Below are 25,737 nucleotides of genomic sequence, written 5' to 3'. Positions count from 1 at the left end.
TCGGCCCGAGCCGCAGCCGAGAGCCGGGGGGAGCCGGAAATGGGCTACTGGGGGTATTTCGTCGTGGGCCGCAGCGAGCGGCCGCTCAAGGAACTGGACGCGCTGGCCGGGGCCGCCGGCGGGCTGAGCCTCAGGGATGAGGCGGTCGGCGGGTGGCAGGTGTGGGAGTACCCGAGCGGGGACGGGGACGTCGGCAGCATGAACGCGCTGGCCCGGGAGACCGGGGCGCCCGCACTGTTCGGGTACGTGATGGACAGCGACTGCGTGGTCGTCGAGGCGGCCGGGCCGGAGAGCGGGGCCTGGACGACCTGTCTGGCCCGCACGGCCATGGCCGGGTACATCGGCGCCGGTCAGGAGGGCCTCGCGCTGGAGGACTACTTCCTGGAACCGCCCGACGCCGCCGAACGGGCCGTCGCCTGGGCCGAGGAGGCGGGGCGGACCGCGGACCCCGAGGGGCTCCTCGAAGTGCTCACCGCCGAACCCGATCCGCTGGCTGAAAACCTGTTCTTCCGGCTGCTCGACCGGCTGTCCGTCGTGCCCCTGTGACACTCCCGGGCCGTCGCACGCAGTAAGGGGAAGTGCGGGCTCCGTTAGGGAGTTCCGCAGGAGAAGAGGTGTCACCGGGCTCCGGACGGCTCGACGGCACCCCCTCAGGGAGGCGTGGATGAGTCTGGTGGAGCTGATCGCTCAGGCCAACGAGCGCGGACTGGCCGCCAGCGGGTTGGCTTGTTTGGATCGGTGCGTACCGCTGCTGGGCGGCGACGACGAGGTCCTGCGCCCCCTCTGGGCGAGCCTCGCCGACACCGGCGACTGGGAGACGGGACTGAAGGCGGCGCGCGACCGACTCGCCGGGTCCGCCGACGCCGTCGAGGACGAGGCCGCCGCCCTCGCCCGCCGGATGCTCGACGCCGCTCCGGCCGCGCGGGACGCCGACGGGGTGCGGGGGTGGGCTGACGCCTGCTCCGTCGCCTCGTTGCAGATCCACCGGCTGCTCGATCCGGGGTCGGACGACGCGCCGCTCGACGCCTGCCGCGAGGGCCGTACGGAGGGTGTGCCGCCGCTCGTCGCCGCCGAACTGCGGCGCCAGGTCACCGTCCTGGAGGTGCTCGCCGGACACGGCACGGCCGGGCTGCGCCGGGCCCTGGAGGTGTCCGTCGAGGGGCGGCGCGTACTGCGCGCGGTGGTGTCCCGCCGGGCCCGCGGCACGCGCTGACCGGACCGCCCGATCTCTCTCACGTCACCAGCCACTTCACCACCGCGTCGCCGTAGTGCGCCGTCTGTCCGTAGAACGCGGTGAGGTCGCGGTGGGCCGCCGCGAAGACGCCGTGCACCTCCGGTTCGGTGTCCGTGCCGCCGTACGACGGCAGCAGCAGGTCGCGCGCGTCCAGCCACAGGTCGTCGAAGTCCGCCTCGGCGAGATAGGAGGCGACCCGGCCCGTCTGCGCGGCGGTGAGCAGCAGGAACGGCGGGAGGGTGGGGTCGGGGTGCGGGATGGGGCGGCCGCCGAGCACCACGTGGGTGCGCGGGCCCTCCTCGCCGTGCGTGCCGGCGTAAAGGAGTTCGTTGTCGAGGTAGCCCTTGTCCAGCACCTCTTCGCGATGCCGGCCGATCCGCTCGCGTACGGCGTTCCAGTCGTCCTCGAAGAGCTTCTCCAGCCAGGCCGGGCTGTTGCGCAGGGCCGCGGGCGGTACGGCGCGGAAGTGGAAGTACATGCTCATCAGTGACTGGAGCGCACGGGAACCGTGAAGCGTCACTCACGCCCGGAACACACATGTGAGAGGTGTCCGGATCCGGGTGACGAACGACACTCCCGGAACGCTCTTGAGGGTGTGACGACACAGTACGAAACCAGGCCCTCGGCTGCGACGAAGCCCGTGCGGTGGGCAGCGGACGCGGTGGCGACGATGCGCGAGGGCGCGCGGGTGCGGCTCGACTACTCGGCACAGAGTCTGTGGCGGGTCGACCGGATGATCGACGACCTGCGCCGCGAGGACACTCCGTACGCCGCCGTCGACGCGGTGCTGCGCGGATTCGGTGCGTACGCCGGTGAGGTGATCGTGCGTCAGGCCGGTGCCGAGTGGTGGGCGAGCGGCGGCGACCACTGGATACGCACGCCCGACGGGCGGTTGTGGGACCCGATCGACGAGGCGCGGCGGTGTTTCGCGGGGCACGGCTCGCTGCGGCTGCTGTGCCGGGACGCGACGAGGCCGGGCCACCAAGGTCATCAGGGGCGGTAAAAACGCCGTAATAAGAGACGCTCGCGTTCCCAAATGGCCGGGGCGGGAGCACGATGGAGCCATGGCCGACAACCGCCGTTGGTGGGCGCTCGTCGTCATCGCGCTCGCCCAGCTGATGGTCGTGCTGGACATGACCATCGTCAACATCGCCCTGCCGTCCGCCCAGGCCGACCTGAACATGTCGGACGGGAACCGGCAGTGGGTGATCACCGCCTACACCCTCGCCTTCGGTGGACTGCTGCTGCTCGGTGGCCGCGTCGCCGACCTCGTGGGACGCCGTACGACGTTCATGGTGGGGCTGCTCGGGTTCGCGGCCGCGTCCGCGCTCGGCGGGGCCGCGACGGGGTCCGGGATGCTCTTCGGCGCGCGTGCCCTGCAAGGCGTGTTCGCCGCGCTGCTCGCGCCCTCTGCGCTGTCGCTGCTCGCGACGACGTTCACCGACCCCAAGGACCGCGGGAAGGCCTTCGGGGTGTTCGGGGCGATCGTCGGGGCGGGCGCCGCGATCGGGCTGCTCGCGGGCGGGGTGCTCACCGAGTACCTCGACTGGCGCTGGTGCCTCTACGTCAACGTGCCCATCGCGCTGGTCGCGTTCGCGGGCGCGTGGACGCTGCTCGCGCCCGGGGAACGCCATCCCGACGCCCGCCTCGACGTGCCGGGCGCGCTGCTCGGCTCGGCGGGGATGCTGTCGCTGGTGTACGGCTTCTCCGAGGCGGAGTCGCGCGGTTGGGGCGACGGGCTGGTGCTGACGCTGCTGATCGGCGGGGTCGTGCTGCTCGCCGCGTTCGGGGTGTGGCAGACGCGGGCGCGGGTGCCGTTGCTGCCGATGTCCGTCGTCCGCGACCGGCAGCGGGTCGGCGCCTTCCTGACCGTACTGCTCGTCACCATCGGCATGTTCGGCGTCTTCCTGTTCCTGACGTACTACATGCAGGGCGTCCTCGGGTACTCGCCGCTGAAGACCGGCGTCGCGTATCTGCCCATCACCGCCGGGATGATCGTCGGGTCCACGCAGATCGCGGCGCGGCTGCTGAACCGGGTGCCGCCGCGGACGCTGATGGTGCCGGGGCTGCTCGTGGCCGCGGGGGCGCTCGCGCTGATCGCCCAGGTCGGGGTGGAGCCCGCGTACGCCTCCCACATCCTGCCCGGGATGCTGATGCTCGGCCTCGGCATGGGCACGGCGATGATGACGTCGGTGTCGCTGGCGACGGGGAGTGTGGCGCCCCGGGACTCGGGGGCGGCGTCGGCGACCTTCAACACCGCCCAGCAGGTGGGCGGTTCGATCGGTACGGCGCTGCTCAACACGATCGCCGCGAGTGTGACGGCGCGTTATCTGACCGCGCACGCCGGGCCCGGGGTGAACCGGCGGGAGCTGGCGGCGCGGGCGTCGGTGCACGGGTTCAACGTGGCCACGTGGTGGGCGATGGGCGCGTTGCTGCTGGCCGCGGTGGTGGCGGGCGTGGTGGTGAACGCGGACCGCGCGCCGACACCGGAGGGGGCCGCGGGGAAGGCGCCGGAGCCGGTGGATGCGCGGGGGTGAGGGGGGTTCGGCACCGCCGGGGTGCGGCGTTGTGGCTGAGCGCCGTTGCGGCGGATCTAGAGGGGCGACCTGGAAACGTGCGAGCCCTGAAAACGTACGAAGCCTGAAAGCACGCCAACAAGGAAGAACGGCCGGGGTCCCCCGCAGTGGTGGGGGCCCCGGCCGTGGCTGTGGGCCTGGGTGTGCGTGCCCGGGCGTACCAGCCCTTCCGGCTGTTACGGCGTCAGCGTCTGGCCCAGTCTCGCGTCTGTCGGCGTTGCCAGCGTCGTCTTGCTGTAGATCGCCGCCTCCGACCAGCCGAGGCCCGTGCTGTTGCTCGGGAGGTGGAGGAGGATGCCGTCTCCGCCGTCCTCGTTGTCCGCGCCGAAGGTGAGGTCGGCGCGGCCGTAGCCGGAGAGGTCGGACAGCAAGACCGCGGAGCCGAAGCGGTCGTCGGTCTCCGTGGAGCCGGGGATGCCGGACGTGTCCTGGGAGATTCCGATCGAGCCGGTGCCGGTCAGGCCTGCCGAACCGCCCTTCACCAGGATCGCGTTGCCCGCGTTCGTGCGGTTGACGCCGTCGCGGACCAGGTCCTCGCCCGGTGCGCCCGCGAGCGCGTCCGCGTACCCGTCGGCGTTGTAGTCGCCGACCGAGACGGAGCTGCCGAACGCGTCGCCGGACTCGTTGCCGCCGGGGACGCCGGAGGTGTCCTGGTGGATCGTCGTCATGCCGGTCGTCGTGAAGCCCGTGGACGTGCCCGGCACCATCGTGATCTGTCCGCCGGACTTGCCGCCGGACTCGGAGGCCACCGGCTGGCCGATGACGATGTCGTCGTAGCCGTTGCCGTTGACGTCACCGGCCGCGATGGACCGGCCGCCCTTGACCGAGATGACGCCGACCTTGGTCAGTCCCGTCGCCGAGCCCGCGAAGCGGACGACACGGCCGATCCCGCCGGTGTCACGGTAGTTGAGGGCGACGTCCGCGTAGCCGTCCCGGTTGAAGTCGCCGGTCGCGGCGTCCAGGTAGGCCACGGAACCGGTGGCGGTGGTGAGGGTGCCGTACGTCGTCTTGCCGCCGGTGAGACGGACGTTGTAGTTGCCGCCCTTGCCGGAGCCCGCCGCGAACACGTCCGCCTTGCCGTCGCCGTTGAAGTCGCCCACGGTCACGGTCGACCCGAGCTTCGCGCCCGCCGCCGTGACGCCCGAAGTCGTGTACGAGAAGCCGGTGTTGAGCGCCGGGCCGTACATCACCGTGACCTGGCCGCGGTCGGCGTTGCCGCTGGTGTCGTCCTCGCCCGGCGCGCCGATCGCGAGGTCGGCGAACCCGTCGCCGTTCACGTCGCCCCACGCGGTCGACGTACCGAAGGCGTCACCGGACTCGGAGGAGCCGGGGACCCCGGGGCTGGACTGGGTGAGCGTCACCTTCGCCGCCGTCACCGGCCCGTTGACGCTGCCCGGCACGACCTTCACCGCGTTCGCCTTCGGCACGCCCGCGACCAGGTCGGTCACGCCGTCCCGGTTGTAGTCGGAGGTGGCGAGGGCGTGCGAGATGCCCGGCGTCTTCGCGAGCGCCGCGATCCGGGACAGCTTGGAGTAGAGGTTGGCGCCGGGGCAGGCGGTGGCGTTGGTGTCCCGGTGGCCGAAGACGCGCGGCAGGGTGATCGAGCTGCCCTTGGCGACCTTGTTGCCGTCGACGCCCGCGTCACTGCCGGAGACCAGGGTGACCTTGCCGGTCGGGTCGATGCCGTACATCCCGAACTTCCACGCCACGATCCGCGCGATGGAGTCCAGCGCGGCCTTGCTGGGCTTGGCCGACTCGTAGTTGCCGATGTACGAGATGCCGACCGTGTTGGTGTTGAACCCGATGTCGTGCGCGCCGATCACCGGCAGGTCCATGCCGCCGCTGCGGCCCTCGAAGATCTGGCCGCACTTGTCGACGACGAAGTTGTAGCCGATGTCGTAGTAGCCGCGCGCGAAGTGCTCCTGCTGGATGGAGCGCATCCGGGCCCGGGACTCCGCGCAGGACAGGGTGTTGTCGCTGTCCATGCCGGTGTGGTGGATGACGGCGGCCTTGATCTCGGCGCCGTAGCCGGGCGTGCCGTCGTAGTCCGTCGACGCGCCCCACTCCGCCTGCGTGATGATCGGCGGCTTCACGACCGTGGAGGGCCGCGGGGCCGGGACGGTGGAGGTGGGGGAGGGGGAGGGGGACGCGGTGACGGTCTGCGTCGGAGAGGGCGACGCCGCACCGGTCGGTGACGCCGAGGCCGACTCGGAAGCCGAAGCCGAAGCCGACGCCGAAGTCGAAGGTGACACGGACTCGCTCGGCGAGGCCTCCGGTGTCGTCGTCTCGGCCACGAACGCAGCCGGTTCCACCCCGCTGCCCTTCGGATCCGTCCCCGGGTCCAGCAGCTTGACGTCCATCCCGGCCGGCTGCCCGGCCGCCGCCGTGCCGTCCGCGTTCACGACCCGCACCTCGACGCCGTCCGAGTCACCGGTCCACAGCGACTCCGTACCGCCGCGCAGCGCGGCCCGCTCGCCCTCGGCGCCGTCGGCCTGGCTGGGGTCGACGGTCAGCTTCTGCCAGCCGGACCACTTGCCGGTCTCCAGGTCCCGGGTGCGCACCTCGGGCGTGCCCTTGGCCTTGGCTTCGGCGTCGTCCCAGGTCACCAGCAGCGCGCTGAAGCGGTCCGTGTCCCGCTTGGCGAGGCTCTTGCGGCCGGCGCCGCCGCTCTGGAGCTTCAGCGTGTGGATGGCGGCCTTGCGGGCCGCGGCCCTGCCGTCCGACTGCGCGCCCTGGTCCGCCATCGCGTACGTCACGATGCCCGCGCCGCTCAGCACGACGGCCCCGGCCGTCAGCCAGGCCCGTCTCTTGAGACTGAGCGGTCTGTACGCACGGCTCCTGCGAGGACTCAACTACCCCACCCCTGTGAAATGAACTCTGTCGTATCGCCTGCCACTTGGGCGGCCCATACACACAGCGCGCAGCTCTGGCCAAACGTCACCGGCCCGGATGGTTGTACGGCGACGGTGGTTTTCCTGTGTGGGAATCGCCACGTGCGGGACCCGTGATGTTCGCGGGACGGCATCCGCTGGAACAGCGGGAGAGCCGAGCGAATGGGGTGGGGGCTCATGGGGAAGCAGGCCGGGAGCGTGGCGTGTGCGGCCGCGATGAGGGGGCGGGCCGCGGAGTTCGTCACGGGGATCACCGCCCGCAGCCGGCTGCCGCTGGACTACTCGGTGGCCAGCCTGCGGGTCGTCGACTTCCTGATCGACGGACTGCGCAAGGGCGGCGCCGACCAGGACCGGGTCCGTGAACCGCTGACGGGCCTGGGTGCCTACGTCGGTGAGGTGCTGGTGCGCCGGGCGGGCGCGGTGTGGGTCGACCTCGACGACACGCAGCGCGCGTACTTCGGCCAGGAGGTCGGCGTCCGGATGCCCGACGGCCGGGTCTGGAACCCGCTCGGCAAGGTCCTCAACCGCTTCGGGTCGAGCGCCCCGGAGGACTCCCTCCAGACCTTCTATCTGACCCTGCACGGCCGGGCCCGGCGCACCGCGGCCTGACGACGGCAGGGCCGAGGACCAGGCCGTGGGCGCGGTGGACCGGGGAAGCCCGCCGTGCCCGCGGCCCTCCCGGGGCGGGCGGGCAGTGACACTTCCGTGCGGCCCGGCGCTGATGAGCGTGAAGGACTAAGCAGCCCGCTTAGCGCAAGGGCGACCGCACCCGCGGTGCGACATCGCCGCGAACCAGCATGAACGAGGACAGTTCTTGGGTCGAGGAGGCGAACCCCGCCGCGTGCAGACGTACGACGTCGAGCTCGGCGCGGCAGTCGCGCGGGCCCAGGACGGCGACGAGGCCGCCTTCGCGGTCGCGTACCGGATCGTGCAGCCCGGACTGCTCGGCTACCTCCGCGGCATCGTCGGCGACGACGCCGAGGACGTGGCCTCCGACGCCTGGCTGGAGATCGCCCGCGATCTCGGCCGGTTCAAGGGCGACGGCGCGGGCTTCCGCGGCTGGTCGGCGACGATCGCCCGGCACCGGGCCCTGGACCACCTGCGGCGCCAGAAGGTACGGCCCCGGTCGGCCACGCTCGAACAGGACGTCCTGGAGCTGCCCGGCCCGCACAGCACCCACGACCAGGCGCTGGAGTCGCTCTCCACCGAGTACGCCCTGGCGCTGGTGCGCGGGCTGCCGCGGGACCAGGCGGAGGCCGTGCTGCTGCGGGTGGTCGTCGGGCTCGACGGCCCCGCCGCCGCCCGCGTCCTCGGCAAGCGCCCCGGCGCCGTGCGCACCGCCGCGTACCGGGGCCTCAAGCGCCTCGCCCAGCAGCTGGGCGTCGAGAGTGTGACGGATGACGACCCTCGCACGCTGGGGGAGTCGAAGTGAACGACGACGGGCCGGACAGAGACAGGAACGGACATGGGTGAAAGGCAGAACGGCGGGGGCCACGGCCGTCGGCGTGTGCACCCAGGCGCCGGCGTCCCCGGCCATCAGGGCAACGACGGCACCGGCGGAACGGCCGGTACGCGCGGCGCAGACGGCACCAACGGAACGGCCGGTACGCGCGGCACCGGCGGCACCGACGGCCTGGAGCAGCTCCTCGCCGACGCCATGCGAGGCCACCCCGGCGGCGGTGAGGGCGAGCAGCTGGCCGTCGCCGCGTTCCGGGCCGCCCGGGACGGCGGCGCGCACCGCGCCCGCACCCGCCGCCGCGACGACTGGCGGCCCCGGGAGCAGCGGAGGCTCGGCCGCTCGCTGAAGACCACTCTCTCCGTGCTCGTGGCGAGCCTCACCATCGGCGGCGTCGCGTTCGCCGCGATCGGCACCTCCGGCTCCTCCGCCGACGACACCGCCGACCGGGCCCGGGAACGGCAGCCGCACAGCGCCGCCTCCGAGCAGGCGGGCACCACCCCGGGCACGGCCGGCTCCGCACCCGCGGACCGCCCGGTCACCGCCCAGGACACCGAGGCGCACTGCCGCGCCTACGAGAAGGTCCAGGGCCGTGGCAACGCGCTGGACTCGGCGGCCTGGCAGCGGCTGATCGAGGCGGCGGGCGGCGAGGAGAAGGTCGCGGCGTACTGCGTACGGCAGTTGGCGCAGGCCCAGCGGAACAAGCAGGACGCCTCGCAGGACGACCCGCAGGGCAAGGCACCGGACAAGGGCAACGCGGCGACGGCCGCGCCCACCACGGGCGCCCCGGGCAACAGCGAGAAGCAGCCCGAGAAGGCCACGGGCAAGAAGAAGCAGTGATCCCGGCGGAAGCCGATACGCGGAGCCGGCGACGCCGCTCCGCCCCGCGTCATGCGGGGCCGCACGCGGAGACGGCCGGGGCCGCCACCCCCCACAGGAGAGGCCCCGGCCGTCGCGCGGCACGGGCCGCGCGGCGGCCCGTACTTCCTACAGCGCCATGAGTGCGTTTTCTGTCACACCCGGGCCGCCACCGGCTTCCACCCACCCCGTCACGAGGTAGTTGCATCTTGTACGGACATGGACGAGCAGCGGTTTCAGGTCGTAACGTGCCTTTCGCGCCTAGGGCCTGTCCGGCGGATCAGGCCGGCTGCGAGAAGCGGTGCCGTCCGGGCAAGCCGAGCGGGGTCTGGTGCGTGCAGCTGCAAGGCGGAGGAGGGAGTCGACGCGGAGCGTCGGCGAGTGACGACAACGCGGCAGATGTGCGTGCCAGGGCCCGCGACGCCGGGATGATCCGCCGGACAGGCCCTAGCGGGAGGCGAGGAACCACCGCAATCGCAGGCGGCCCCGGGGGGCCGCGACCATCGACCGAGGAACCATGCGTGCTGGGGGATGACGCGGAGCTGACCGCCGCGGTGCTTGCGGCACAGGACGGGGACGAGACCGCGTTCCGGACTGTGTACCGCGCCGTGCACCCGCGGCTGCTCGGATACGTCCGGACGCTGGTCGGCGATCCGGATGCCGAGGACGTCGCCTCCGAGGCGTGGCTCCAGATCGCCCGGGACCTGGAGCGGTTCGAGGGGGACGCCGACCGGTTCCGCGGCTGGGCCGCCCGGATCGCCCGCAACCGCGCCCTGGACCACATACGCATGCGCGGCCGCCGTCCGGCCATCGGCGGCGACGAAACGGAACTGACCGGGAAGGCCGCCGAGTCCGACACCGCGGGCGAGGCCATGGAGGCCCTGGCCACCGACACCACCCTCTCCCTCATCGCCCGGCTGCCCCAGGACCAGGCCGAGGCCGTCGTGCTGCGCGTGGTGGTGGGCCTGGACGCCAAGACCGCGGCGGAGACGCTGGGCAAGCGGCCGGGAGCCGTCCGCACGGCCGCGCACCGCGGGCTGAAGAAGCTCGCCGAACTCCTCGGCGCCGATCCGGAATCGGCCGGCGGGCTCGACGCCCTGCCGCCCCAGCGAGAACCGCGCAACCGTGCGGTGACGTCCGCGAGTGTGACGCATACGCGTCCGCGGACGCAGAAGGACATGTGATGGCCGACAAGCAGTACGAGTGGCTGAACCAAGAGCTGGCGGAGCGGCTGCTGCGCGGTGAGTCACTGGACAACGCTGTCGAGCCCACCGCCCGCGACGAGGCCGAGCGACTCGCCAAGACCCTGGGCGCGCTGTCCGTGGACCCGCCGCCGAGCACCACCGAACTCCCCGGCGAGGAAGCCGCCCTGGCCGCGTTCCGCAAGGCGCACGCCGACCGCGGCACGGGCACGGCGCGCACGGAGCACGGCGCCACCGCCGCCACGCACGCCGACGTCGGCCTCGTCCGCATCGCCGGACGGGGGCACGGACCCGCGGCCCCGCCCGGCCCCCGCCGCGGCCGCCGCCCCGTCCGTCTCGCGCTCGCCGCCGCGCTGGCCTTCGGCATGGCCGGCGGAGTGGCCGCCGCGGCCGGTGCCGGGCTGCTGCCGACCCCGTTCGGCGACGGCGAACCCGGCCCCAACGCCTCCGTCTCGGCCGCCGTGACCTCGGACCGCCCGCTCGTCTCGCCGTCACCCGACGGCACCGGCGAGGCCGAGCCGACGCCCGACGGCTCCAGCGCCGGCGCCGCGGACGAGGGCGCCGGCCGCGACACCGCCCGCGACGGTGCGAGCAGCTCGCCCGGCACGGGCAAGGGCGGCAAGGACGGCAAGCCCGGCTCCTGGTGGAGCGCGGCGCCCTCGGCCTGCCGTGACCTGCGCGACGGCAAGGAACTGTCCGCCGATCGCCGCCGTGCCCTGGAAGGCCTGGCGGGCGGTTCGACGCGGGTGTGGAAGTTCTGCCAGGGCGTCCTGGACAGCTCCTCCGGCACCCGTGCCGACACCCGCTCCGACGCCCAGCCCGGTGAGGACGGGGACGGCGGCAAGGGCAAGGGCGACGACCGGGACGACAACGGCAACGGCGGCGGCCAGGGCAACGGCAAGGGCGACGACGACGGCCACCACAGAGGCTCCGGAGGCGGTGACCACGGCGGCGGCAACCGCCACGACCCCGACGGCGGCGCCTCCACGCCGGAACCGGACACGACCGCCCCGCTGCTGCCGAAGAAGGCGGCGGCCTCCCGGCAGCCGGCGCCGAGTCCGTCGTACTCGACCCTCTGAGACCTTCCGAGGCGGGGCGCGCGGAACTTTTTCCCGGGGGGTGTGACGTTTTCGGGCCCTGCGGCGCAGTACTGAGTGAGCCGACTGGTCATCGGCCGTCGCACAGAGCCGGGGTTCCCCCCGTACCCACGGCTCGTGCAATTGGCGCGGGCGGGACACGTTCCCCCGGTCCCGCCCGCGCCCCACACTTCCTCCCCGCGGGTCACCAGTGCACGACGACCTTGTCGCCGTTCCTGACCTCGTCGAAGAGCTCGGAGATCGCCGCCTCGTCGCGGACGTTGACGCAGCCGTGCGAGGCGCCCGCGTAGCCGCGGGCCGCGAAGTCCGTCGAGTAGTGCACGGCCTGGCCGCCGCTGAAGAACATCGCGTACGGCATCGGCGAGTGGTACAGCGTCGAGTAGTGGTCGCGGGACTTCCAGTAGACGTGGAAGACGCCTTCCCGGGTGGGGGTGTACTCGGACCCGAACCGCACCGGCAGCGTCTTGAGCGTCCTGCCGTCCACCATCCAGCGCAACGTACGGCTGGACTTGCTGATGCACAGCACCCGCCCGGTCATGCAGCGCGCGTCCGGCGCGTCGGCGGGCTGCCCGCCCATCAGATACAGCTCCCACTTGCCCGGCTCGCGCGTCATCTTCAGCAGCCGCTGCCAGGTGACGGAGTCGGTCTCGCCGGTCTTCGGCAGCCCGCGTTTGCCCTGGAAGCCCTTGACGGCGTCCACGGTCGCGTCGTCGTACGTCCCCGTCGGCCCCTCGAAGATCCAGGCGACCTGGCGCAGCCGGGCCTGGAGCTCACGGATGTCCCGTCCGGTGTCGCCACGGGACCAGAGGACCTTGGCGGGCGTGGCGGAGGGGGTGGTGGGGGTGGTGGTGGCGCGCGGCGTCGGCGAGGCGCTGTGGGGCACCTCGATACGCACCGGCGACCGGTTCTTCCCGTCGCCCTCCGACGCCTGCACGGTGCAGCCGCCCACGACGGCCACGACCACCAGTGCGGCGGCCACTCTCCTCATGTCCTCGATACGCATCGCGCCCCCCGTCGTCTCACGCTGCCACTGAAGATGTTTCCCGCGGATGACTCGTCGCGAACGGCGCGGCATTGTGGGGACCAGTACCCCAGTGACGGGAGGCGGCACACCATGGCGCGCGAGTCGGAGTCGGGACTGCCCATCGAACCGGTGTACGGGCCGCGGTCCCTGGAAGGCTGGGACCCGGCGGAGAAGCTGGGCGAACCGGGCGCCTACCCGTACACCCGGGGCGTGTACCCGTCCATGTACACGGGCCGCCCCTGGACCATGCGCCAGTACGCCGGCTTCGGCACGGCCACCGAGTCCAACGCCCGCTACCGGCAGCTCATCGCCCACGGCACCACCGGCCTCTCCGTCGCCTTCGACCTCCCCACCCAGATGGGCCACGACTCCGACGCCCCCCTCGCGCACGGCGAGGTAGGCAAGGTGGGCGTCGCGATCGACTCGGTCGACGACATGCGGGTGCTGTTCGACGGGATCCCCCTGGACCAGGTCTCCACGTCGATGACGATCAACGCTCCGGCTGCGCTGCTCCTGCTCCTCTACCAACTGGTCGCCGAGGAACAGGGCGTACCGGCCGACCGGCTCACGGGCACGATCCAGAACGACGTCCTGAAGGAGTACATCGCGCGCGGAACGTACATCTTCCCGCCGAAGCCCTCCCTCCGGCTGACCGCCGACATCTTCAAGTACTGCCGGGCCGAGATCCCGCGGTGGAACACCATCTCGATCTCCGGCTACCACATGGCCGAGGCGGGCGCGTCCCCCGCGCAGGAGATCGCGTTCACGCTCGCGGACGGCATCGAGTACGTGCGCACGGCGGTCGCGGCAGGGATGGACGTCGACGACTTCGCGCCCCGCCTCTCCTTCTTCTTCGTGGCGCGTACGACGATCCTGGAGGAGGTCGCCAAGTTCCGTGCCGCCAGGCGCATCTGGGCCCGCGTGATGCGCGACGAGTTCGGCGCCCGCGATCCCAAGTCGCAGATGCTGCGCTTCCACACCCAGACGGCCGGCGTCCAACTCACCGCCCAGCAGCCGGAGGTGAACCTGGTCCGGGTCGGAGTCCAGGCCCTGGCCGCGGTGTTGGGCGGCACCCAGTCCCTGCACACCAACTCCTTCGACGAGGCGATCGCCCTCCCCACGGACAAGAGCGCGCGGCTCGCGCTGCGGACCCAGCAGGTGCTCGCCCACGAGACGGACGTGACCGCCACCGTGGACCCCTTCGCCGGCTCGTACGTCGTGGAGAAGATGACGGACGACGTGGAGGCGGCGGCGCTGGATCTGATGCGCCGGGTGGAAGACCTCGGCGGCGCGGTCGCGGCCATCGAGCACGGTTTCCAGAAGGACGAGATCGAGCGCAACGCCTACCGGATCGCCCAGGAGACCGACGCGGGCGAACGGATCGTCGTCGGCGTGAACCGCTTCCAGCTCGACGAGGAGGAGCCGTACGAGCCGCTGCGGGTCGATCCCGCGATCGAGGCCCAGCAGGCGGAACGGCTGGCACGGCTGCGCGCGGAACGGGACGCGGCGGCGGTGACCTCAGCCCTCGACGCCCTCAGGAAGGCGGCCGAGGGGGAGGACAACGTCCTGTACCCGATGAAGGAGGCGCTGCGGGCGCGGGCGACGGTCGGGGAGGTGTGCGGTGCCCTGCGGGAGGTGTGGGGGACCTACGTTCCGTCGCATTCGTTCTAGCGTGCGAGACTCCTTCGCATGCTCGGTGTCATAGACCTCCCCACCTATCTGGCAGGACTCGTCCTGATCGTCCTGCTGCCCGGTCCCAACTCGCTGTACGTCCTGTCCGTCGCCGCCCGGCGCGGGGTGCGCGCCGGGTACACCGCCGCGGCCGGCGTGTGGTGCGGGGACACCGTGCTGATGACGCTGTCGGCGGCGGGGGTGGCGTCTCTGCTCCAGGCCAACGCCGTGCTGTTCGGGATCGTGAAGTACGCGGGCGCCGGGTATCTGACGTGGCTGGCGGTGGGGATGCTGCGGGCCGCGTGGGGGATGTGGCGGTCGAGGAAGGACACGGCGTCCGAGGAGGCGGCCGAGGGCGGTTCCTATGAGCGGCCTTACCGCCGGGCCCTCGTCATCAGCCTCTTCAACCCCAAGGCGATCCTGTTCTTCGTCGCCTTCTTCGTGCAGTTCGTCGATCCCGGGTACGCGTATCCGGCGCTGTCGTTCGTGGTGCTGGGCGCGTTCGCGCAGGCCGCGAGCTTCCTGTACCTCACCGCGCTGATCTTCAGTGGGACGCGGTTGGCGGATGCGTTCCGGAGGCGGAAGCGGTTGTCGGCGGGGGCGACATCGGCTGCGGGGGCGTTGTTTCTCGGGTTTGCGGTGAAGTTGTCGTTGGCGAGCGCTTGAGGCTGCGGGTGCTTCGTGGCTGGTCGCGCAGTTCCCCGCGCCCCTAAAGAAGGCCGACTGCCCGCATGAACGCCTTCAAGGTGCTCGGCGTTGCGCCCGCCCAACCCACGTAGCCGTCCGGCCGCACCAAGAACAGGCCCCTCCCGTACGACGCCTGTGCCGCTCCTCGTACGACCTTGATCGTGCCCGGAACCTCGGGCGTCTCCGCCCCCACCGCCACCAGGGTCCAGTGCGGGCCCCGGAACGTGTCGAACAGTCGTACGCCACCCAGCATGCCGTCAGGTGCGCGGTCGCCCGCCCGCACCGGACCCGGCAGTGTGCCCGTCTCCTCCGTCAGGGACGAGCCCCGATAACCCAGGCCCAGCTGGCGCGTCGCGTCGCCCCGCCGTGTCTCCCCCCGGTGGACGCTCGTCGTCAGGCCCAGCATCTGGGCGGCGATGGGGCGGCGCTCCTCCTCGTAGGTGTCGAGGAGGGAGTCCGTCGCGGTCCCCGCCAGCACCGCGCCCAGCTTCCAGCCCAGGTTGTAGGCGTCCTGGACGCTGGTGTTGAGGCCCTGGCCGCCGGCCGGTGAATGGATGTGGGCCGCGTCCCCGGCGAGGAAGACGCGGCCGGAGCGGAAGTGGTCGGCGAGGGCCTGGCGGGGGCGGAAGTCGGAGGCCCAGCGGAGTTCGGTCACGGCGTCCGGGGTGAGATGGGAGCGGTCGGCGACCACCTTGCGGACGCCTTCGAGGGAGACGTCCACGGCCGTGCCCTCCGGGAACTGGGCCACCACCTGGAAGTCCTCGGTCCCGGCCAGCGGGCAGATCGCCAGGAAGCCGTCGCCGTCCCCGCGCGGCGGGAACACATGCCAGTACTCGCGGTCGAGGCCGGTCAGCCGTACGTCCGCCACCAGCATCGGGTTCGGGTCGACGGTCTCGCCGGTCATGGCGATGCCGAGGGCCCGGCGGACGGCCGAGCGACCGCCGTCGGCGGCGACGACGTACCGGGCGCGGAGGTCAGGGCCGTCCGCGAAGTGCACGGTCACGCCGTCCTCGTCCTGGGTGAGACCGGTGACCTCCCGGCCGAAGGCGACCTCGCCGCCCAGCTCCGCCAGCCGCGCCGCGAGGATCTCCTGCGTCCGCCACTGCGGCACCATCCACGGCTCGTTGTAGGGGGAGTCCTCGGTCGGCTCGGCCGGTTCGAACATCTGGTGCTCGCCGACCTGCTTGCCGTCCTGCCAGATCATCCCGACCGGGTAGGTGCCGCCCGCCGCGTGGATCGCGGCCCGGACGCCGAGGTCGTCGAAGACCTCCATCGTGCGCGGCTGGATGCCCTTGCCGCGCGAGCCGGGGAACAGGGCGTCGGCCTTCTCCACCACCAGCGCTTCCACCCCGCGCCGGGCGAGGTCGATACCGAGGGCGAGGCCGGTCGGACCGGCTCCGACAATCAGAACATCCATCGCTTATCTCCTTAACGCTGTTAAGTGCTGTCGATGACAAGACTGCCCTTAACGCTGTTAAGGTGTCAAGCGTGAGTACGGAACGCCGCGCGCCCCTCGACCGCAAGCGGGTCGCCGAGACCGCCCTGAAGCTCCTGAACGAGCTGGGCCTGGACGGTCTGACCCTGCGTGCCATCGCCAAGGAACTCGACGTCAAGGCGCCCGCCCTGTACTGGCACTTCAAGGACAAGCAGGCGCTGCTGGACGAGATGGCGACGGAGATGTACCGCCGTATGGTCGCCGGGACCGCGCTGGATCCCGGCGACACCTGGCAGGAGCGGTTGCTGAAGTCCAACCGCGGACTACGGACCGCGCTGCTCGGCTACCGCGACGGCGCCAAGGTCTTCAGCGGCTCACGCTTCACGAGCCTCGTGCACGTGGAGGCGATGGAGGACAACCTGCGCCTGTTCACGTCGGCCGGCTTCACCCTCGCCCAGGCGGTCCGCGCGTCCCAGACGACCTACCTCTACACCCTCGGCTTCGTCACCGAGGAACAGGGCGTGGAGCCCTTGCCGGGCGACCGAAGAGAGGGCTTCGACATAGAGGAACGGGCGCGTCTGATGGCCGACTTCCCATTGTCGGCAGCGGCGGGGAAAGAAATCTTCGCGGACTACGAGAGGCACTTCGAAGAGGGCCTGGCTTTGATCATCAACGGGATCGCAAACGCCCTGAAGGGGCGCGGGGAACTGCGCGATCAACCCCCACACACCCGCAGCTAACGACGAACCCTCAAAGCCTTCCGCGCCGCCCGCGTAACAATCGGCGGCAACAGATCCACCACAACCGGCCGCACACGTGACCGCCGCCGCTCCGGAGCCACCTCCACCACCGGCGGCGCCACATAATGCCGCGACCTGGGAAAATCAACCACCCGCATCCCTTTGGCCCGCGCCCGCACCAACCGCTGCCCCGCCGCCTCCTGCACACTCAGCCCACAGTCCGACCGCCCCCGAAGCATCTCCAGCAGCTCCTCCTGCACGACCCCCGGGTCACCCCAGGTCCCGTACAGCTTCTGCGTACTGAGGCAGACGACCCGCAGCCCCCGGCTCAGCACCGCCTCCCACACCGCCACCGACACCCCCGGCGTGTGCTCGGAGCGGAAGTCGTCGAGGACGACGATCCCGTCCGGCAGCAGCAACTCCCGCGCCGCACCGATGTCGTCGCGGACGTGCTCGTACAGGTGCGAGGCGTCGATGTGGACGAAACGGCAGGTCTTCGGGGCGACCTCGGAGGAGATGACGGAGCTGGGCGCCTCGATGACGCGGGGCAGCTCGTCGTGGAAGGAGAGGTAGTTGCGCTCGAAGGACTGCCGGGTGAGGGACGCGTACGACTTCGCGGTCTCGGCCTTGTTCGCCCCGTCCGGCGCCTCCCCGCCGAACAGGTCGCAGACGGTGAACTCCTCGCCCTCACCCAGATGCCGGCCGAGCAGGATCGCGCTCTTGCCCATGTAGGCGCCGAGTTCCAGCAGGTCGCCCTGGACGCCCTGCCGCCGCTGGCGGTCGAGGAACCAGGTGAACAGCATCTGGTCGAGCGGCGGGAACCAGCCGGGTACGTCGCTGAGTTCACCGGGGTACGTGTACGTCTGCTGTGCGTTGGCCATGAGACATTCCTGCTCGCCCAGGATCGGACGAACTGACCCTCAGCGGAACGTCAGATGAACAACCTCACCGAGCCTAGGCCAGAGCCGAACGCAGCTTCGGGGTGAGCGGCTTCTCCACGTACCGGTTCAGCAGCCAGGCCAGCAGCAGCATCGATACGACCGTGAGGGCGAAGGTCTCCGCCGACGGCAGGCCGAGGCTGATGTGCAGGGCGTGGATCACCACCCAGCCGAGGTGCTCGTGGACCAGGTAGAAGGGGTACGTCAGCGCTCCGGCCACCGTCAGCCAGCGCCAGTTCGCCCAGTTGAGCCAGCCCAGCGCGATCGCCGCGACCGCGAGGAAGCCGAGCGCGACCACGAGGACGATCCCGGCGGAGGAGCGGTGCGCGAACGCGTTCGGGTCGCCGGCGTTCCACAGGCCGCGCACCGCGTAGTGCTGGCCGATGAGGAAGCTGACGCCGACGATGCCCCACGCGTACACGTCCCGCCGGTCGCGGTGGACGAGGTAGAGGCCGACTCCGCCGATGAAGAAGGGGGCGTACTCGGGCATCAGCACCACGTCGAGGAGCGGCTGGTGCGCGGCCTGCGCGATCGCCGCCGCCAGCGTCCAGCCCGCGCAGAACAGGATCACCCGGCGGCGTGAGGCGCCCGGCAGGACCACGCACAGGGCGAACAGGGCGTAGAAGCGGACCTCCGCCCACAGCGTCCAGCACACGCCCAGCACCCGGTCGACGCCGAGCGGGTACTGGAGCATCGTCATGTTCACCAGCACATCGCTCGGCGACAGCGCCTTGTAGGCCACCACCGGCAGCGCGAACACCGCCGTCACCAGCAGCACCGCCGCCCAGTACGCCGGCAGCAGCCGGGACGCGCGGGACGCGAAGAACGACTTCAGGGGCCTGCCCCAGCCGCTCATGCAGATCACGAATCCGCTGATCACGAAAAAGACCTGGACACCGAGACAGCCGTACGAGAAATACTGGTGCAGCGTCGGGAACTGGTCTTTCGGGGAACTTCCCCAGGCCGCCGTGACATCGCCGCCCCGGCCGCCGTAGTGGTAGGCCGCCACCATCAGCGCGGCCACCAGGCGCAGTCCGTCCAGGGCCCGCAGCCGGGTCTCGCGGGGTGCCGTCCGGTCCGGCCGCCGGGGTGTCTCGGTCACCTCGCGGACGGTCAACGTGGTCACGGATATCCCCTCGACAGCTGTTCCTACGGGTGTACACAGGGACATTAGTCCGAATCACAGGGATGTCTTGTCCGGCGAGCCAACGATTAGCCGCCCGGTCCCGGTGAGTTCACCTGAATGTCGTTTTGGCTTCCTAAATTCCCTCAGAATCCCCCCACACAAGCGGTAAAGCCCAAGAACTCGTCTGAGCTTTGGTAAGAAGACAAAACAGGAGTGCCATGACGACGGTCCAGAAGAGACGTGCACGTGCGCGTGGAGGGGAGCTGGACGACTGCCTGCGCGCCTGCGCGGTGCACAGCGGAAAGGTCGTCGGCAGCATCGACCGGCGCCGGGTCGAACTCGCCGAGCAGCTGCGCAAACTGCTCGTGGTGTGGGGCACGACCGCCACGTCCGCCGCCGCGCCCGCCCCGGTCGGCGGCGCCACCGCCCTGCTCAAGCGGGCCGTCAAGGGCGCCGCCACCCCCGCGAACGGCATCCCCAACGAACTCCTCGACGCCCTCCTCGCCGTCGCCAACAAGGCCCTGGAGTGCGGCTACGACGACGAGTTGAACCTCGCCCTCGTCATCTCCGACACCGTCCTCGCCCAGCGCAAGAACTCCCGCGCCGGCTGGCGCCTGCGCGCCCGGCTCCTGGAGACGCTCGGCGAGGAGACCGAGGCCGTCGAGGCGTACGACAAGTACCTCGCCCTCACCGACGACGACGGCTTCGGCGTCCGCGCCCGGATCGCGGGGCTGCGGGTCGCCGCCGAGAAGGAGCGCGAGCTGCTCGCGCTGCTGCGGCGGCAGAACCCGCGCGCCGAGGAGTTCACCCGGCGCGCCGCCACCGACGTCTGGGCCGAGGGCCTCGCCGCGCAGGCCGTGGGCGACTGGACCGAGGCCGAGCCGCGCCTCGTGGGAGCGCTCCTCACCCTGGCCGCCGAGGACGCCCCGGTCGCCGACCGGCAGGAACTCCTCAGCCAGTACCTGGACTTGAGGATGACGCAGGAGACGGACCTCCCCGCGCTCACCGAGGCCCTCGCCCTCTACGCCGAGCAGCGCCGCAACCGCATGCGCGGCCCCGTCGCCGACCCCACCATCGGCGGCGTGCAGTGGATCAGCCTCGGCGAGTTCCGCAACCGCATCGCCGGAAAGTCGATCTGCCTGATCGCCAACTCCGGGCGCGTCGGCGCCAGTTCGATGGGCGCAGAGATCGACGCGTACGACCTCGTCGTCCGCTTCAACTCGTACAAGATCGACCCGAGGCACACCGGCAGCCGTACCGACATCCACGCCACCATCCACAAGCACGGCTTCAACTGGGACCAACGGGTCGACACCCGGCTGGTGTTCGGCGGGATCTCCGGCGACTGGAAGTACTCGCTGCGCAACCGGCTCGTGCCCGGCGCCCAGACCTTCCTCGGTGACGAGTCGCTGCGCTGGCCCGTGCGCAACATCGGCAAGCTCTCCGCCGACGTCTGGTCCGGCATCCCGACCACCGGCTTCAACATGCTGTACCTGCTGGACTTCCTGGACGTCAGCCCGACCCTCGACCTGATCGGCTTCGACTTCTACGAGAGCGGCGCCTACCGCGTCCAGGAGGCCATGAAGCTCGCGATCACGTCCGTGCACGAATACACCAGCGAGAAGGCATGGGTCATGCAGCGGGCCCAGAGCGTGACCGACATGAGGATCTCCCTGCGATGACCACGAACACCCTGACCGCGGCGCCCGTCACCGACGCGGCGGCCCTCACCGGCAAGCGCCGCATCGCCTTCGCGTCGTACGTCGACGAGAACTACCTGCCCGGCTTCCTGAACCTCCTCAGGAGCCTCGCGCTGTCCAACCCGAGCGTGTGCGAGGACTTCGTCGTCCTCTACGACGACCTGCGCCCCGGCTCGATAGCCAAGATCCGCGCCCTGCACCCGCGGATCGTCCTCAAGCGCGTCAACGACACCCACTACGACTCGTACAAGAAGGGCGACCAGGACAACTACCTGGTCCGCAAGGCCTACTTCATCCTCGATGTGTTCCGCATCCGGGAGTACGACACCGTCATCACCCTCGACACCGACATGGTGGTGCTGGGCGATCTGCGGGAACTCCTGGAGCTGCGCGAGGGGTTGGCGGCCGTCCCGCAGTTCTTCTACGGGCAGCACAAGCTCAACTCGGGGCTCCTGGTCATCCAGCGCGAGTACCTGAGCGACGAGTTCTGCGCCAAGCTCGACAAGTGCGGGCGCTCCGGCGACTACGAGCTCGACAAGCACGACCAGGGCATCCTCAACGCCGTCCTCGACGGCGACTTCGTCCGCCTCGACCCGCGCTACAACTTCGTCAAGCGGCGGCTCTCGGGTGACCTGCCCGTCCCGGACGACACCGCGATCCTGCACTTCACCGGCCGCCACAAGCCGTGGCAGGGCGGCGAGGCCGGGTACAGCCAGGCGGAGGACCGCTGGCGCGAGTACGAGCTGTCCGACGCCGACTTCCAGGCGGCCTACCTGGACTCCAGCGGCGGCCTCCACCACGACCTGGTCGTCCACTTCGGCACCCCGCACGTCCGGCGCACCGGCGATGTCGAGGTGGCCCGCAAGGTCGCCGCCGCGCACATCGCGGGCGGTGACTACCAGGACGCCGTCGACATCCTGAGCAGTGTCCGCATCCCGCTGGACGAGGCCTGGCCGCACGAGGTCCTCGGGCACGCCCTGATGAGCGTCTCCCGCTACGAGGAGGCCAAGGCCCAGCTGCTGCTGGCCACCGCCGCCCCCAACCGGGCCGCCACCGCCTACGCCCGGCTCGCCCAGATGGCGTGGGTGCACGGCGACAACACGGAGGCGCTGCGGTACGCCACCGCCGGCATCACCGTCGACCCGACGCACCGGTCGAGCCGGCTGTGGGCCCAGCGGGCCGCCGCCGTGCCCTCGCAGGAGCGCGGCAGCGCCGAGGACCAACTCGCCCACGTCGCCTTCTACATGGACCGGCAGGGTAACGCGGGCGACAAGCTGCTCCCGGAGACGGTCCGGCTGGCCTTCGGTCCGGACACGACCTCCCGCCGCTGGCACTCCGTCCACGCCCACCGGCTGTTCGACGAGGCGGCGCTGGAGCGCGTCAACGCCCGCCGCGGCCTGGTCATCGGCGGTGGCGGCCTGTTCATCCCGGACACCATGCCGAACGGCAACAGCGCCTGGCAGTGGAACGTCCCGGACGCGCTGCTCAACCGCATCGACGTCCCGATCGCGGTCTTCGCCGTCGGCTTCAACGCCTTCGACGGCCAGTCGTACCGCGCCAACCGCTTCCGCGAGTCACTGCTCCAACTCGTGGAGCGCGCCGCCTTCTTCGGCCTGCGCAACCACGGCTCGATCGAGAAGGTCCGTGCGATGCTGCCGGCGCACCTGCACGACAAGGTCCGCTTCCAGCCCTGCCCGACCACGGTCATGCGCCAGCTGGTCGCCGGGTGGCAGGACCCGGCTCGCCGCGACGACACGATCCTGATCAACGCCGCCTACGACCGCGCGGGCCTCCGCTTCGGCCACGACTACGCCTATTTCCTCGCCCAAATGGCGCAGGCGGTACGGGACTTGGGGGCGCTCGGCGAGGTGAAGTGCGTGGCGCACTCGCTCGACGACGAGAAGATCGCCTTCGACCTGCGCCGCGAGCACGGCATCTCGATGCCCGTCATCCCGATGTACGACTTCGAGAACGACGAGATCCGCGACCTGTACGCCCGCACCAAGCTGGTCATCGGCATGCGCGGCCACGCCGGCATGATCCCGTTCGGTGTCGGCACGCCGATCATCAGCCTGATCTCGCACCCGAAGATGGCGTACTTCCTGCGGGACATCGAGCGCCCGGAGTGGGGCGTCTCGGTCCACGACCGCCACCTCGCCGCGCGGCTCGTGGAACGCGCGAAGGACCTCCTCGCCGACCACGCCAAGACGGTCGCCGACGTCCACGGCCGCCAGCAGGAACTGTGGAAGGTCACGGAGGCGAACGCGGCGGACCTCCGGGTGATCCTGGGCTCGTGATCCCGGCGAGCTGAGAGACCGCGGGCCCCCACGGCACAGGGGGCCCGCACCTCACTCGTCCGGGAGGTTTCGAGTACGAGGTCGATGGCCTCCCGGGCCGTCTCCACCCGCCCCACCACGTCCTGCCGGGTCGGGCCCATCACGAAGTACGTGCCCCCGTACTCGGACAGCACGAAGCGGGCGTCCCAGGTCCACGGGTACTCGGTCGTGCGGCTGAAGTGCAGCTCGCCCATCCCGATCCACGGGTACCGGCGCCGCAGCCGGGGCTCCGCGTGGGCGAGGTCCAGCAACTCGTCCCGTACCCGCCCGTCGGCCCGCGCCTTCTCCCAGCCCGCCGCCACCGCCGCATCCCTGTCCATGGGCCCATCATCAGCGGCCGACGGTCCTGCGCACCAGCTTGTCCAGGAAGGACGGCTCCTTGGCGTACGCCTTCTTCAGCTGCTCGAAGTGATCCGCCCGGGTGCGGCTCAGATACTCGTCCGACTGGAGCGGCTTGGCGAGGGACCAGGCGCGCCGGTGCTGGCCGTCGTAGTGGGCGACGTACGCCTTCGACAGCTCCAGGACGGACTTGAAGGGGATGCCGTCGGTGTGGTCGCGGTCGATCCTGTCCTGGACGGCGGAGATGAGCGCGAGCTTCTCGTCGACCGTGTAGTCGTCCTCGGTGATCCGCTTGAGGACGTCCGCCGGGATCGGCTTCGTCACCTCGAAGGCGAGCGTGGAGCGGATCGGCGGCCCGGCGATCTCGATGTACGGCAGCAGCGCGCCGGTGCTGTGGTGCAGCCACGGCAGCCGGGGACCGGCGAAGTCCTGGTGCAGGACGACCGTGCCGACCTGCATCCGGCTCAGGAACCGCTCCGAGACGCAGCGGAAGACCCGGGCCGTCTTGGCGATGTCGATGTGCAGGAACTCCACCGGGGTGGTGTCCTCGGGGTCCGAGGTCTGCCAGAGGTCACCGGCGTGGATCTCCAGGAAGGGCAGGAAGGGGCCGAGGCGGCGCTTGAAGTCGTCCAGGAAGGAGTTGTCGTCGGCCGGCTTGTGACCGGAGTCGAAGAACTTCTCCGAGGCGAACGTGCCCTTGCCGACGCGGAAGAAGTCGTACGCGTGCAGCCGGCCCTTCCGCGTGTCGAACACGGGGCTCTCGCTCAGCCCGAGCGCGAGGGCGTACGTCGATCCGCCGCCCCCGGAGCCGAGTTCGACGATCTGCCCCTGGCCGGTGAGGTGATGGCGCCCCACCAGGTACAGGAATTCCAGCTCCCAGGTGCTGCACTGGGTGTAGGGCAGGTTCTCCGGCAGCTCGACGCTGTCGAAGAGGGAGTAGAGCCGGCCGAGCTTCGTCATGAGGGCCTCACGGGATTCGGAGAGCGGTGCCCGTGATCCTAGGGACCTCGAACACCGCTTCACCATTGAATCAACGGAGTAACTCGATGATTGGGCTGTATTTCCACGCCCTTTTCGGGCAGTTCATGTCTGATTCGCTCAGCGCTTCACGGCCTTCTTCAGCGCCCTGGCCTGACGGACGACCCTGCGTGCCGTCGAGTTGTGCGGCAGGAACGCCAGGCGCTCCGGAATGCCGCCGGGGAGGCCCAGGGAGGTGAGGCGCTTTTTCTTGAAGTAGCGCTGGGTGCGGGGGCGCAGATGCTTGGTGAGGTACTTCTCCGCCGTCGCGCGCCGGGTCGGGTAGATGCGGTCCTGCTGGGTGAAGCCGACCGTGGCGATCAGGTCGGTCAACTCCTCGGCGGGCAGCGGTTCTTCGCCCGGCCGCTGCTCCAGGTCCGGCAGCACCGCGTCGGCCAGTACCACCGGGACGCGGTTGCTGTTCTGGTACGGGGTCAGCCGGTCCAGCAGCGTTTCGGTGCCGATGCGGGCGACCGGGAGGTCGTAGAACTCGGCGGCCGTGAACAGGGCCGTGGAGAAGCAGCCGACGACCAGTCCGGGGCGGGCCTTCTCGAACAGCACCTCGGCGAGGACGGGGGTGTCGAGGACGGTGAGGTCGACGCCCAGCTTCTCCGCCTCGGTCTCCAGGGCGCGGCTGAAGCGGGCCGGTGCGGTGGGGTGCGGCTTGAACACGACGGACCGGTGCCCGCGTTCGACCGCGCCGCGCAACATCCGCACGTGCAGGTTCTCCTCCTGGTCCGCGGAGAGGATGTTCAGCGCGGACAGGTACTGGCCGAGCAGCAGCGCCGAGTTGTCGGGCAGCACCGGCAAGTCCTCGACGGTGTCGGCGAGTTCACGGAGCACCTTCAGGAAGGCACCGGACGGCACGACCTGCGCGGGCACGTCGAACTCGGTGAGCAGCAAAGGCGTGAGGCCCGGCACCAGGTCCAGGTGGAGCAGGCGGCGGACGCGTGTGCCGACCAGCGGGTCGAGCTTGTTGCGGGTGGGGCCGTAGCTCATCAGGCCGTCCGCGTAGACGTGCACGGGGGCGCCGGTGAACAGCTGGGCCACGGTCAGCGCCGGGGTGACCTGGATGGATTCCAGGACCAGCTCCACCCGGTCGTCCCCGAGGCCCCACAGCAGCCGCAGATAGCGCTCGAAGAGCGGGATGTCGTCGGCGCGCGGGGTCCAGGCGCCGGGGTGGAAGGGGTGGATGGCCTCGTTCCAGGACAGCACCGCGTCGAAGTGGGCCCGCAGCGGCTCGAAGCCGGGCATCCGGTCGAGCGGGAGCGTGGTCTCCGGGGTCGCCGAGTTGTTGAACACCAGCAGCACCCGGCGCTCGGCCTCGTCGAAGAGGTCGGAGTCGACGGCGGCAGCGAGCGTGGCCGCCCCGTACAGCGTGGAGGCGCAGAAGATCTGGGTCGTGGGCAT

At 71.0% G+C, this 25,737-nt stretch carries 22 protein-coding genes and 1 pseudogene; 14 read left to right on the top strand and 9 right to left on the bottom strand.

All coding sequences use genetic code 11. The features are described 5' to 3' along the window. Positions 1–39: 39 nt before the first annotated feature. Both IQ210_RS25330 and IQ210_RS25325 read left to right on the top strand, forming a co-directional pair. Positions 40–546, top strand: a complete 507-nt coding sequence (locus tag IQ210_RS25330; RefSeq protein WP_194081406.1) for a hypothetical protein — start codon at positions 40–42, stop codon at positions 544–546. Positions 547–664: 118 nt separating this feature from the next. Then, on the top strand, positions 665–1,213 hold the full coding sequence (locus tag IQ210_RS25325; RefSeq protein WP_194081405.1) for a hypothetical protein: 549 nt from the start codon (positions 665–667) through the stop codon (positions 1,211–1,213). Between the two features lie 19 nt (positions 1,214–1,232). Here the strand turns inward: IQ210_RS25325 and IQ210_RS25320 are convergent, their stop codons facing one another. Then, on the bottom strand, positions 1,233–1,718 hold the full coding sequence (locus IQ210_RS25320; RefSeq protein WP_194081404.1) for a DUF1877 family protein: 486 nt from the start codon (positions 1,716–1,718) through the stop codon (positions 1,233–1,235). Positions 1,719–1,829: 111 nt separating this feature from the next. Between IQ210_RS25320 and IQ210_RS25315 the strand changes: the two genes are divergently transcribed. Together IQ210_RS25315 and IQ210_RS25310 are read left to right on the top strand one after the other, a co-directional pair. Further along, positions 1,830–2,237, top strand: coding sequence for a hypothetical protein (locus tag IQ210_RS25315; protein WP_194081403.1), 408 nt, complete (start codon positions 1,830–1,832; stop codon positions 2,235–2,237). 61 nt (positions 2,238–2,298) lie between these two features. Continuing rightward, positions 2,299–3,771 (top strand): DHA2 family efflux MFS transporter permease subunit, encoded by a 1,473-nt coding sequence (locus IQ210_RS25310; protein ID WP_194081402.1) that lies wholly within the window; start codon positions 2,299–2,301, stop codon positions 3,769–3,771. A 215-nt stretch (positions 3,772–3,986) separates the two neighbouring features. Here the strand turns inward: IQ210_RS25310 and IQ210_RS25305 are convergent, their stop codons facing one another. Continuing rightward, entirely contained in the window at positions 3,987–6,662 is a 2,676-nt protein-coding gene (locus IQ210_RS25305) for an FG-GAP-like repeat-containing protein (protein WP_228048308.1), read from the bottom strand. A gap of 216 nt (positions 6,663–6,878) precedes the next feature. Here IQ210_RS25305 and IQ210_RS25300 point away from each other — a divergent pair, with 216 nt between their 5' ends. From IQ210_RS25300 to IQ210_RS25280, 5 genes are all read left to right on the top strand, one after another. Then, complete coding sequence (locus IQ210_RS25300; RefSeq protein WP_194081401.1) at positions 6,879–7,310, top strand: hypothetical protein; 432 nt, start codon at positions 6,879–6,881, stop codon at positions 7,308–7,310. A 205-nt stretch (positions 7,311–7,515) separates the two neighbouring features. Next, a complete protein-coding gene (locus IQ210_RS25295; RefSeq protein ID WP_194081400.1) occupies positions 7,516–8,133 on the top strand; it encodes an RNA polymerase sigma factor in 618 nt (205 codons plus the stop codon). Positions 8,134–8,166: 33 nt separating this feature from the next. After that, entirely contained in the window at positions 8,167–8,997 is an 831-nt protein-coding gene (locus IQ210_RS25290; RefSeq protein ID WP_194081399.1) for a hypothetical protein, read from the top strand. Positions 8,998–9,536: 539 nt separating this feature from the next. Continuing rightward, a complete protein-coding gene (locus IQ210_RS25285; RefSeq protein WP_194081398.1) occupies positions 9,537–10,199 on the top strand; it encodes an RNA polymerase sigma factor in 663 nt (220 codons plus the stop codon). Further along, the gene (locus IQ210_RS25280) at positions 10,199–11,296 is read left to right on the top strand and encodes a hypothetical protein (protein WP_194081397.1); all 1,098 of its coding nucleotides are present in this window, start codon (positions 10,199–10,201) and stop codon (positions 11,294–11,296) included. The genes IQ210_RS25285 and IQ210_RS25280 overlap by 1 nt, the downstream gene beginning before the upstream one ends. Positions 11,297–11,498: 202 nt before the next feature. On the opposite strand, the gene IQ210_RS25275 is transcribed toward IQ210_RS25280, so the two are convergent. After that, positions 11,499–12,317 (bottom strand): L,D-transpeptidase family protein, encoded by an 819-nt coding sequence (locus IQ210_RS25275; protein WP_228048307.1) that lies wholly within the window; start codon positions 12,315–12,317, stop codon positions 11,499–11,501. Between the two features lie 111 nt (positions 12,318–12,428). Here IQ210_RS25275 and IQ210_RS25270 point away from each other — a divergent pair, with 111 nt between their 5' ends. Both IQ210_RS25270 and leuE read left to right on the top strand, forming a co-directional pair. Next, a complete protein-coding gene (locus IQ210_RS25270) occupies positions 12,429–14,009 on the top strand; it encodes an acyl-CoA mutase large subunit family protein (protein WP_194081396.1) in 1,581 nt (526 codons plus the stop codon). A gap of 18 nt (positions 14,010–14,027) precedes the next feature. Continuing rightward, positions 14,028–14,675 (top strand): leucine efflux protein LeuE, encoded by a 648-nt coding sequence (leuE, locus tag IQ210_RS25265; protein ID WP_194081395.1) that lies wholly within the window; start codon positions 14,028–14,030, stop codon positions 14,673–14,675. Positions 14,676–14,718: 43 nt separating this feature from the next. Here leuE and IQ210_RS25260 read toward each other — a convergent pair whose 3' ends face one another. Continuing rightward, positions 14,719–16,113, bottom strand: a complete 1,395-nt coding sequence (locus tag IQ210_RS25260) for an FAD-dependent oxidoreductase (RefSeq protein ID WP_194081394.1) — start codon at positions 16,111–16,113, stop codon at positions 14,719–14,721. A gap of 71 nt (positions 16,114–16,184) precedes the next feature. Between IQ210_RS25260 and IQ210_RS25255 the strand changes: the two genes are divergently transcribed. Then, a complete protein-coding gene (locus IQ210_RS25255; protein ID WP_194081393.1) occupies positions 16,185–16,871 on the top strand; it encodes a TetR/AcrR family transcriptional regulator in 687 nt (228 codons plus the stop codon). Here the strand turns inward: IQ210_RS25255 and IQ210_RS25250 are convergent. Together IQ210_RS25250 and IQ210_RS25245 are read right to left on the bottom strand one after the other, a co-directional pair. Further along, a complete protein-coding gene (locus tag IQ210_RS25250; RefSeq protein ID WP_194081392.1) occupies positions 16,868–17,752 on the bottom strand; it encodes a class I SAM-dependent methyltransferase in 885 nt (294 codons plus the stop codon). The genes IQ210_RS25255 and IQ210_RS25250 overlap by 4 nt on opposite strands. A gap of 73 nt (positions 17,753–17,825) precedes the next feature. Beyond that, a complete protein-coding gene (locus tag IQ210_RS25245; RefSeq protein ID WP_407699723.1) occupies positions 17,826–18,935 on the bottom strand; it encodes an acyltransferase family protein in 1,110 nt (369 codons plus the stop codon). Positions 18,936–19,153: 218 nt separating this feature from the next. On the opposite strand from IQ210_RS25245, the gene IQ210_RS25240 reads away from it, so the two are divergent. Then, positions 19,154–20,617 carry a glycosyltransferase family 29 protein gene (locus IQ210_RS25240; protein WP_194081390.1) on the top strand — a complete coding sequence of 488 codons (1,464 nt, stop codon included), beginning with the start codon at positions 19,154–19,156 and terminating at the stop codon, positions 20,615–20,617. Continuing rightward, complete coding sequence (locus IQ210_RS25235) at positions 20,614–22,932, top strand: glycosyltransferase (protein ID WP_194081389.1); 2,319 nt, start codon at positions 20,614–20,616, stop codon at positions 22,930–22,932. The genes IQ210_RS25240 and IQ210_RS25235 overlap by 4 nt, the downstream gene beginning before the upstream one ends. 80 nt (positions 22,933–23,012) lie before the next feature. On the opposite strand, the pseudogene IQ210_RS48505 reads toward IQ210_RS25235, so the two are convergent. From IQ210_RS48505 to IQ210_RS25225, 3 genes and pseudogenes are all read right to left on the bottom strand, one after another. Further along, positions 23,013–23,291 (bottom strand): annotated as a pseudogene (locus IQ210_RS48505) (DUF6193 family natural product biosynthesis protein); the annotation flags it as partial. A 10-nt stretch (positions 23,292–23,301) separates the two neighbouring features. After that, positions 23,302–24,270: a hypothetical protein gene (locus tag IQ210_RS25230; protein WP_194081388.1), complete on the bottom strand. Its 969-nt coding sequence runs from the start codon at positions 24,268–24,270 to the stop codon at positions 23,302–23,304. A gap of 138 nt (positions 24,271–24,408) precedes the next feature. Further along, on the bottom strand, positions 24,409–25,737 hold the full coding sequence (locus tag IQ210_RS25225) for an alpha-2,8-polysialyltransferase family protein (RefSeq protein WP_194081387.1): 1,329 nt from the start codon (positions 25,735–25,737) through the stop codon (positions 24,409–24,411).

Origin of the sequence: Streptomyces justiciae (genome assembly GCF_015163075.1) — a bacterium.
Classification (GTDB): Bacteria; Actinomycetota; Actinomycetes; order Streptomycetales; family Streptomycetaceae; genus Streptomyces; species Streptomyces justiciae.
Note: the sequence above shows the minus strand (reverse complement) of the source record. Positions and strands in the feature narration are given on the sequence as shown.